Raw genomic sequence first — 8,736 nt, 5'->3', positions numbered from 1 at the left:
GCGGCGGGGGGGGCCGCCCGCGCGCCGCCCGCCCGCCGGCGCGGGCGGAACCGCCTCGTGGGTCGGTCGGGCCTCAGGTCGGTCAGGCGCCGGCAGTGTGTTCGGCGACCACCCGGTCGATTTCGGCACGGAAATGTTCCGAAATCTTGATGACGTGCGGCTCCCGGAGCAGATAGAAATGCTCGCAGGGCACGTAGTGGATGTCGTGGCTGCCGGTCAGGTAGGCCGACCAGGCGTCGGCCGGGTCCGGGTTCTCGGCGGACCGGTAGACAATCGCTCGCCCGGCCCAGGCGCGCGGCTTGTAGAAACGTTCCAGCAGCCGGCCGTGATTGAAGAAAACCTCGAACTGCTCCAGCCCACCGAAGTTCACGACGCCGGTGAGCGGAATCTGCGCCATTTTCTTCAGAGTCGCGATGTTGGCGAAGTTCGCCCGCTGTTCCGGCATCAGCCGCTGGGTGAACCGGGCCAGCCGGGAACGGTGGGAACGGGCGTGTTCCTGCGCGCCGGGTTGCGCGCCTGTCGTGCCGCCGCCGCCCGCGCCGCCGGCCGGGTCCTCGTCCTCCGGGTCGATCCGCAGGGAGGACGGCAGGTACGTGTCCATGATCGACAGTAGCCCCACCTCCTCGCCGGCCGCCGCGAGCTGCTGGGCGATCTCCATCGCGATCAGTCCGCCGAGGGAGTGCCCGGCGAGCAGGTAGGGACCCCGCGGCGCGAGAACGCGGATGATCTCCAGGTGGCGCCGTGCGGTCTTCTCGACGCTCCAGTCCGGGAAGCCGCGACGCTCCAGACCGTGTGCCTGGAAGGCGTAGACAGGCTGGTCGTCGCCGAGCCGGCGAGCCAGGGAGTGGAAACCCAGGGCGAGCGCGCCCGCCCCGGCGAAGCAGAACAGCGGCGGGCGGGTACCGGCGGTGCGCAGCGGCACGACGGTGGGATGGCGCGGTCCGGCCTGCTGGGCGAGCGACACCGCGTGGGCGAACGCCCCGAGCGTGGGCGTGTCGACCAGGGTCGAGGACGGCAGCGAGACGCCGAGCCGCTCGGTGACGAGGGTGAGCAGCTCGTTCGCGGCCAGCGAGTCGCCGCCGAGCTCCATGAAGTCGTCCCCGACGTACACCTCGTCCAGGTCCAGGACCCGGAGCCAGATGTCCGCGACGACGATCTCCCACTGGCTGCGGGGCCGGGCGGACACCCGCGGCGCCGGCGGGGGCGGCAGCGCGCCGCGGTCGATCTTGCCCCGCTCGTTACGGGGCAGCTCCGCCAGCGGCACGATCGTCGTCGGCACCATCCAGACCGGGAGGCGCTCGCGCAGCGCGCGGCGGACGCGCGCCGGCGACAACGTGTTGCCGTGCACCGCCGGCACGATGTAGGCGACCAGGCGGTTCGGCGTGTCCTCGCTGGTCACGGCGGTGACGACGGCCTCGGCGATCTCCGGTGAGCGCAGCAGCGCCGCCTCGACCTCGCTGGGTTCCACCAGGTAGCCGCGGATCTTCACGGCCGCGTCACGGCGGCCGAGCAGCACGAGGGTGCCGTCCGGCTCGAGCCGGCCCAGATCGCCGACGCGGCAGGTCATCCGACCGTCCGGCAACGGGGTGAACTTCTCGGCTGAGAGCTCGGGGTTCTGCCAGTAACCCGCGGACAGGTACGCCGAGGTCACCTCGATGGCACCGGCTTCGCCGAGCTCGGCGAACGAGCCGTCCTCCCGGCGCAGGCGCACCTCCTTGCCGGGCGCGGGCCGGCCGCCGGGGATCGTGCCCTCGGGCACCGGGGCGCCCGGCGGGATCTCGTGGAACCCCAGGGAGGCGATCTCCGACGCACCCGACCAGTTGACGTACGTGCAGGTCGCCGCGATGTGCGTGCGCAGCGCGGCGATGTCCCGGCCGTAGGCGGCCTCCCCGGCGGTGGCCACCAGCCGCAGGCCCGGCAGCGACTCGCCGGTGTCGAGCACGCCGAGCAGCGCCCGCAGCAGCGACGGCGTGGTCAGCAGGGCGGTCAGGTTCTGCGTGACGAGCCAGTCGGCCAGGCCGCGCAGACCCGCCGACCGCGGGTCGTAGGCGTACAGGCCGGCGCCGTTGAGCAGGCCGAACACGACGACGGTGATGCCGGCGGCGAACGAGTAGGGCAGTACCAGCGCCAGCCGGTCGCCGGGGCCGAAGCCGAGTCGCTCGGCGCCGGCACAGGCCTCGCTGAGGAACGTGCCGTGCGTCCACACGACGCCCTTGGGCGCGCCGGTGGAGCCGGAGGTGAACACGACGCAGGCGGGCTCGTCGAGGCGCGGTTCGGGCCACCAGACCGCGTCGGCCCCGTTCGCCGCGATCCACTCCGAGCCGTCGCTGGCCGCCGCAGCCAGGTCCAGCACCAGCCGGGGACCGTCGTCGGTGAACAGGCCGAGCAGGGGTCCGGCATCGACCGTCGAGGCCGCCTGGTCGGCACCCGCCGCGCCGACCGGCCGCAGGCCGACCGTGGAGCGGGCCACGGAGGTGTCACCAAGATCGGTCACCAGGGCGACGCAGCCGGCCTGCCGGATGATCTGCGCCATCCGTTCGGCGGGCACCATCGGGTCCAGCGGGACGACCGGCCGGCCGGTCTTCATCGCGGCCAGCAGGCCGAGCAGGCCGGGGACACCGTGCGGAAGAAGGGTCGCCACCGGGCCGAACTCGGTCGCGTCCAGCCGGCCCAGGATGGCGACCGCGATGTCGTCCGTGCGCCGATCGGCCTCGGCGAAGGTCATCGTCACTCCGGGGGACACCAGCGCGGGGGTGTCCGGCAGGTGGCCCGCGACCTCACGGAACCGCCCCACCACGGAGTCCGGCAGCGCGTGGAGGTCCAGCGTGGGGAGACGGACGTCGCTCCCGGGCGCGGCGACCGCGAGGGGTGCGCGCCGATCGCTGTCGTTCAATGCCACTCCTTCGTCCTGTGCTGCCGGCGTCCGTCGCCAGGACCGCTGGCCGCGACGGATGATTCGGTCGCGCGACCGGACGGGGACCCGCCGCAGGCATCCCGGCCGCCGCTATCCGGGCGGTGGGCCAGCGGTTGCGGTGACGGGCGGGCGCCGGGCGGGAATGGGTCGGCCCGGGCGGAGCCGCCGGGAACAGGCGCGTGTCCCCGTAACCGCTCGCTCGATGTACACGAACCGCCCCCCAGTACGCAGTCCAGCGTAGCGACGGAATTTATACCACGATTGCACCCACACCCTTTATCGACTCCCTCGTAACGCGATGGAGGTGTGCGTTTACCTGGCGTTAATGGGCGTTGGTCCATCGACCGGTCGATGATCCGCGGTCGCCGACTATTCCGGATCTGGCTCCCGCCAGTCACCCTCGGCGCTGGATCGATTGCCCGGAAACTGCTCACGGAAGGCCGGGTTGGGGCCGCCGTGCGGTTCTCGCCGGGTGTCCCGCTGGTCGGGCTGTGGACCCGTCGGCCGACGGTGATCGGCGTCGGTGCGCGCGTCCGTCCGCCGGTTCGATCTGGGTACGCGGGCCGGGTTGGGCGCCCCCTTCGCCAGCTCGCGCAGAGGCACCCACGCGATCGCCCCCAGGCGTGCGGGGCGTCACCAGGGTCGGATTCCTGCGCTCGCTTGCCTGGCCAAGGTTGAGTCGACTAGACTCACAAAACATGAACGGCACGCGCGATCAGCCTGGGCCCGACGGGTTGTCACGGCCGGGGCGGGAGCGTGCGTCCGCCGGTCCGCGAAGTGCGAGAGCAGGTAAGGGAGTCAGTTGTGAGCACCTACGTGTGGGAGCCGTTTGCCGCCCTGGGTCGGTTGGACCGGGACTTCGACGAGATCGTCCGGCGCGGGTGGGGTACCCGCCGCTCGGCGGCCGGTGGTCGGACCCGGCCGGCGGAGTTCGCGGTTCCGACCGCCGACGTCGTCACCGACGGAGAGGATGTTCTGATCAGCCTCGAGGTGCCGGGTGTGGACGTGGAGCGGGACGTCGCCGTGGAGATCGACCGCGGCCGGCTCGTCGTCCGCGGTCAGCGGGGCGGCCGGCGGGAGCAGGAGCGCGGTGGACGGGTCCACCGCGAGCGGTGGAGCGGCAGCTTTCGCCGGGAGTTCCGCCTGCCGGAGCGGGTGGACGCGGCTCGGATCTCGGCCGGCTACGACCGCGGTGTGCTGACCATCCGGCTCGCGGGTGCGGCGGTCGAGCCGAAGGCCACCCGGATCGCCGTCACCGCGGCGCGGCCGGGCGAGGTCGAGAGCGCGCGCGTCGAGAACGTCGCCGGGTCGGCGGACGAGAAGGCCGGCGTCGAGGCCGCGCCAGGAGCGTGACGGCCGGTCGGGTCCGGTCCTTCGTGGGTCCGCGCCGTTCGCGGACCGTGCGTCGCGGGCGGCCTGGTCAGGTCGCGGCGTCGGGTCCGGGCCGGTCCGCGGTCCGGACCCGACGCGCCGTCATCGTCGGCGCGGCGCGCCGTCCGCCGTTGCTCGGGTGCCCGAGCGCCCCGAGGACCCGCGGGCGGACGGCGGCGGCACCATCGGCCCCACGTCCCCGTCCGGTGCGGTGTCGAGGTCGACGACGACGGGTGCGTGGTCGCTCGTGCCGGTGCCCTTGCGCGCGGCCCGGTCGACCCAGACGGCGCGGACCCGCTCGGCCACGTCGGCCGTCGCCAGGGTGAGATCGATCCGCATCCCGTAGTTCTTCGGGAAGCAGAGCTGGCGGTAGTCCCAGTAGGTGTACACGACGTCGTCGGGCCAGCGGGTGCGCAGGACGTCGGTCAGGCCGGCGGCGGTGAGCCTCGCGAGGGCGTCCCGCTCCGCGGGAGTCACGTGCGTCGCGCCCTCGAACTGCGCCATGTCCCAGACGTCCGCGTCGGTCGGGGCGATGTTGAAGTCGCCGAGCGTCATCAGCGGTCCGTGAGCGCTCTCCGCGACGACGACATCGCGCAGCGCGGCGAGCCAGGCCAGCTTGTAGGTGTAGTGCGGGTCGTCCACGGTCCGCCCGTTGGGCACGTACAGCGACCACACCCGGACACCGTCGCAGGTGGCGGCGATCGCCCGTGGTTCCGGGTCGGGAAAGCCCGGGCCGCCGGGCAGGCCCCGGACGACGTCGTCGAGGCCGCCCCGCGACAGGATCGCGACGCCGTTCCAGCGGCCGTCACCATGGTGGGCGAACCGGTAGCCGCGTCGGAACAGATCCTCGTCGAACAGTTCGAGAAAGGCCCCGTCCGACAGCTTCGTCTCCTGCAGGCACACCACGTCCGGCTCGGCGCGGTCCAGCCACTCGATCAGCCGGGCCTGCCGGGCCTTTGCAGAGTTGATGTTCCACGTCGCGATCCGCACAGGTGATGACGGTAGTACCGCGCTCGGTAGCGCCCGCGCACCGCTCCACCCGCGTGCGATGATCGGCCGCGTGGAGACAGGTCCGCGGGCCGTGGGCGGCGGGCGCCCGGCGGCGCGCCGCCCCTACGTCATCGGTAGCTGCGCCATGTCGCTGGACGGCCGGATCGACGACGCCGCCGCGGCCCGGTTGATCCTGTCCGGGCCCGCTGACCTGGACCGGGTCGACGAGGTGCGGGCGGGTTGCGACGCGATCCTGGTCGGCGCGGCGACGGTGCGCCGGGACGATCCGCGCCTCGCGGTGCGCGACGCCGGGCGCCGGGCGGCGCGGGTCGCGGCCGGCCTGCCGCCGAGCCCGCTCAAGGTGGTGCTGACCGCGAGCGGCCAGCTCGCTCCCACGGCGCGGGTGTTCGCCGGCCCCGGGGAGGTCGTCGTCTACCGGCCGGCGCCGTCTGGTGCTGGTCCCGCTGGTGTTGGGCCGTCCGGTGTTGGGCCGTCCGGTGTTGGGCCGGTCGATGTCGGGCCGGTCGGCGCGGGCGGTCGGGTCGTCGCGGGCGGCGGGCTGACCACGGTGGTCCTGGCTGGCGGGCCACGGCTGGACGTCGCGGACGTGCTCGCCGATCTCGCTGGTCGCGGCGTCCGCCGGTTGCTGGTCGAGGGCGGCACGTCGGTGCACACGGCCTTCCTCACCGCCGGACTCGTCGACGAACTGCACCTGGTCGTCGCGCCGTTCTTCGTCGGGGATCCGGCCGCGCCGACCTTCGTGGGACCGGGGCGTTTCCCCCACGGCGTCGGCGCTCCGCTACGGCTCGCCGAGGTCCGCCAGCTCGAAGACGCGGTGCTCCTGCGCTATCTGGTCCCCGTGTCACGCTGACGGCCGCGTTCCGTTTTGTCACTGCCCGGGCGGGAATCAGTCCCGCCTGACCGCCCGGTCGGGTGGTGCGAGAGGGAGTGGTGACAGTGGCGGTGCAGACCGGCGGCCGACTGCGGCAGGCCGCGCGCGGCGGCGGCCAGGCGACGAACGAGGCGCGGGACGCGGCCCACTCGGCGCGGCACAGCCGCCTGCTCGACCTCACCGCCCGCGTCGGACTCGCTGGTCGCGGACTGGTCTATGTCCTCATCGGCGTGCTCGCCGGACAGGTCGCGTTCGGGCTGAGCAACGCCCAGACGAACCGGGCCGGCGCCCTCGGCGAGATCAAGGACAAGCCGTTCGGCTCGGTCGTCCTCGTCGTCCTCGTCATCGGTTTCCTCGGCTACGGACTCTGGCGGCTGCTGGACGCCGCCGTCGGCGAGCAGGGTGAAAGCGACGCGAAGAAGCGGACCGTCAGGCGGCTGGTCTCCGCCGGCCGTGGCGTGGTCTACGTCGCGATCGCCGGCAGCACGATCAGCTTCCTCGTCTCCGGTGGTGGCGGCGGGTCGGGCGAGCCGGCGCCGTGGACGGCCCGGGTGATGCGCAACGACGCCGGCCGGGTGCTGGTGGGTCTGGTCGGGCTCGTCGTCGTCGGGATCGGCATCGGCATGATCGTCCGGGGCGCCAAGCGGAAGTTCGAGGAGAAGCTCAGGACCGGCGAGATGGGATCGTTCGCCCGCAAGATCGCCAAGCCCGCCGGCATGGTCGGGTATGTGGTGCGCGGCGCGGTCTTCGGGCTGGCCGGGGTGTTCGTCACCAAGGCGGCGATCGAGTTCGATCCGAAGGAGGCCAAGGGCCTCGACGGGACGCTGAAGACCCTCGCCGGCCAGGCGTACGGCCAGTGGCTGCTCACCCTGTGCGCCGTCGGCCTGGCGCTGTTCGGCGTGTACTCGTTCTTCGAGGCCCGGTACCACAAGCTCTGATCCCCGCGGGCGCCTTGGTGAGCCTCAGCCCGGTCGGCGCCGTTTCGGACGGTCGGCGTGCGATGTCCGGGTAGCGTCCTGTCTGCCCGCCGCGCCGTCGGCGGACCGACGGGCCGCCGGGGCCGTCGGGGCCGTCGGGATCGCCGAAAGCGGAGGCGCCTGGGTGCCCGAAGGCCAGGACGACAGGGTGCCCGAAGGTCAGGTCAGCGCGGTGGCCGACGGCCAGGCCAGCCCCGTCGCCGGCCCCGTCGCCAGCCCTGTCGCCGTCGGCGCTGGGCCGGCTCGGCGCCGCCGGGTGGGCGGTGGCCTGCTCGCGGACGTCTCCCCGTTGCGAGATCATCCGGCCTACCGCCGGCTCTGGCTGGGGGAGACCGTCTCCGCCCTGGGCTCCCAGATCACCGCGACCGCGGTGCTGTTGCAGGTCTTCGCCATCACCCGGTCGTCGTTCCAGGTCGGGCTGGTCGGCGTCGTCGGCCTGGTGCCGCTGGTCGCCGGGGGTCTGTTCGGGGGCGCGATCGTCGACGCCGTCGACCGCCGCCGGCTCGCCCTGATCACCTCGAGTGCGCTCGCGGTCGTCTCGGCGCTGTTCCTGCTGCTGAGCGCCAGCGGCGCGCTCGACACCGTGGCCTGGCCGTTGTTCTGCCTCGTCGCCGTCCAGTCGGCGCTGCTGGCCGTCGACCAGCCGGCGCGCCGGGCGATGGCGCCCAACCTGGTGCCGGTGGAGAGCCTGCCGGCCGCGTCCGCGCTGTCCCAGATCGGCAGCATGGCCGCCGCGGTCTGCGGTCCGCTGGTCGCGAGCCTCGCGCTGACCCTCGGCGGGTTCTCCGTCGCCTACGCCGTCGATCTGGCCACGTTCGCGGCGCCAATGTACGGGCTGGCGCGGCTGCCGGCGATGCCGCCGCTGGGCGGCGGGCGGGTCGCCGGGGTGGCGAGCGTGGTGGAGGGCCTGCGGTTTCTCCGCGGCCAGCCGGTGCTGCTGATGACGTTCGTCGTCGACATCATCGCGATGGTCTTCGGGATGCCGCGGGCACTGTTCCCGGAACTTGCCGAGACCCGCTTCGGCGGCGGGAGCGTGACCGCGGGCGCGATGTACTCGGCGGTGGCCGTCGGCTCCCTGCTGGCCGCCGGGCTGTCCAGGCCGCTCGGCGGTCTGCGGCGCCAGGGGCTCGCGGTCGTGGTCTCGATCGTGCTGTGGGGAGGCGCGATCGCCGCGTTCGGCCTCGTCCACGACATCGCGCTCGGCGTGCTGCTGCTCGCCGTCGCCGGGGCCGCCGACATGGTCAGCGCGATCCTGCGCAACGCGATCCTCAACGTCTCCACCCCCGACGAGATGCGCGGCCGGCTGCAGGGCGTGTTCCTCGTCGTGGTCGCGGGCGGCCCGCGGCTCGGGGACCTGGAGGCGGGCGGCATCGCGGCGGCGGTCTCGCCGGTGTTCTCGGTGGTCAGCGGCGGGCTGGCGTGCATCGGCGCGCTGGCGGTGGCGACGGCCGCGGTGCCCGCGCTGGTCCGGTACGACGCCCGGGCCGCGATGACCCGCGCCCGCGCGCGGGGCGAGCCGGAGCCAGCCGGCCAGAACTGATCGTTACGGGATCGTTACGACCGCGTCCTTCTCGCGACATCGACCTCTCGTC

The 8,736-nt window shown here is 73.6% G+C and carries 6 protein-coding genes; 4 read left to right on the top strand and 2 right to left on the bottom strand.

Features of this window, described 5'->3' with window-relative positions; translation table 11 throughout:
* Positions 1 to 82: 82 nt before the first annotated feature.
* A complete protein-coding gene (locus MXD60_RS10325) occupies positions 83 to 2,899 on the bottom strand; it encodes an alpha/beta fold hydrolase (protein ID WP_248818795.1) in 2,817 nt (938 codons plus the stop codon).
* Positions 2,900 to 3,718: 819 nt separating this feature from the next.
* On the opposite strand from MXD60_RS10325, the gene MXD60_RS10320 reads away from it, so the two are divergent.
* Positions 3,719 to 4,267 (top strand): Hsp20/alpha crystallin family protein, encoded by a 549-nt coding sequence (locus MXD60_RS10320; protein ID WP_248818794.1) that lies wholly within the window; start codon positions 3,719 to 3,721, stop codon positions 4,265 to 4,267.
* A gap of 120 nt (positions 4,268 to 4,387) precedes the next feature.
* On the opposite strand, the gene MXD60_RS10315 is transcribed toward MXD60_RS10320, so the two are convergent.
* Positions 4,388 to 5,275, bottom strand: coding sequence for an exodeoxyribonuclease III (locus tag MXD60_RS10315; RefSeq protein WP_248818793.1), 888 nt, complete (start codon positions 5,273 to 5,275; stop codon positions 4,388 to 4,390).
* Positions 5,276 to 5,333: 58 nt separating this feature from the next.
* Between MXD60_RS10315 and MXD60_RS10310 the strand changes: the two genes are divergently transcribed.
* The 3 genes from MXD60_RS10310 (at position 5,334) to MXD60_RS10300 (ending at position 8,684) form a co-directional block, all read left to right on the top strand.
* Entirely contained in the window at positions 5,334 to 6,146 is an 813-nt protein-coding gene (locus tag MXD60_RS10310) for a RibD family protein (protein WP_248818792.1), read from the top strand.
* Positions 6,147 to 6,232: 86 nt separating this feature from the next.
* Positions 6,233 to 7,105, top strand: coding sequence for a DUF1206 domain-containing protein (locus MXD60_RS10305; protein WP_248818813.1), 873 nt, complete (start codon positions 6,233 to 6,235; stop codon positions 7,103 to 7,105).
* A gap of 187 nt (positions 7,106 to 7,292) precedes the next feature.
* Positions 7,293 to 8,684 (top strand): MFS transporter, encoded by a 1,392-nt coding sequence (locus MXD60_RS10300; RefSeq protein WP_248818791.1) that lies wholly within the window; start codon positions 7,293 to 7,295, stop codon positions 8,682 to 8,684.
* The last annotated feature ends 52 nt before the right edge of the window (positions 8,685 to 8,736 follow it).

It is taken from the genome of Frankia sp. AgB32 (assembly GCF_023243045.1).
Classification (GTDB): Bacteria; Actinomycetota; Actinomycetes; order Frankiales; family Frankiaceae; genus Frankia.
The sequence above is the reverse complement of the archived record's forward strand: the minus strand, read 5'-3'. Positions and strand labels throughout refer to the sequence as shown.

Bases quoted from the DNA above. Each gene is read 5' to 3' on its own strand.
- MXD60_RS10310 (WP_248818792.1), top strand. From the start codon at position 5,334: ATGATCGGCCGCGTGGAGACAGGTCCGCGGGCCGTGGGCGGCGGGCGC.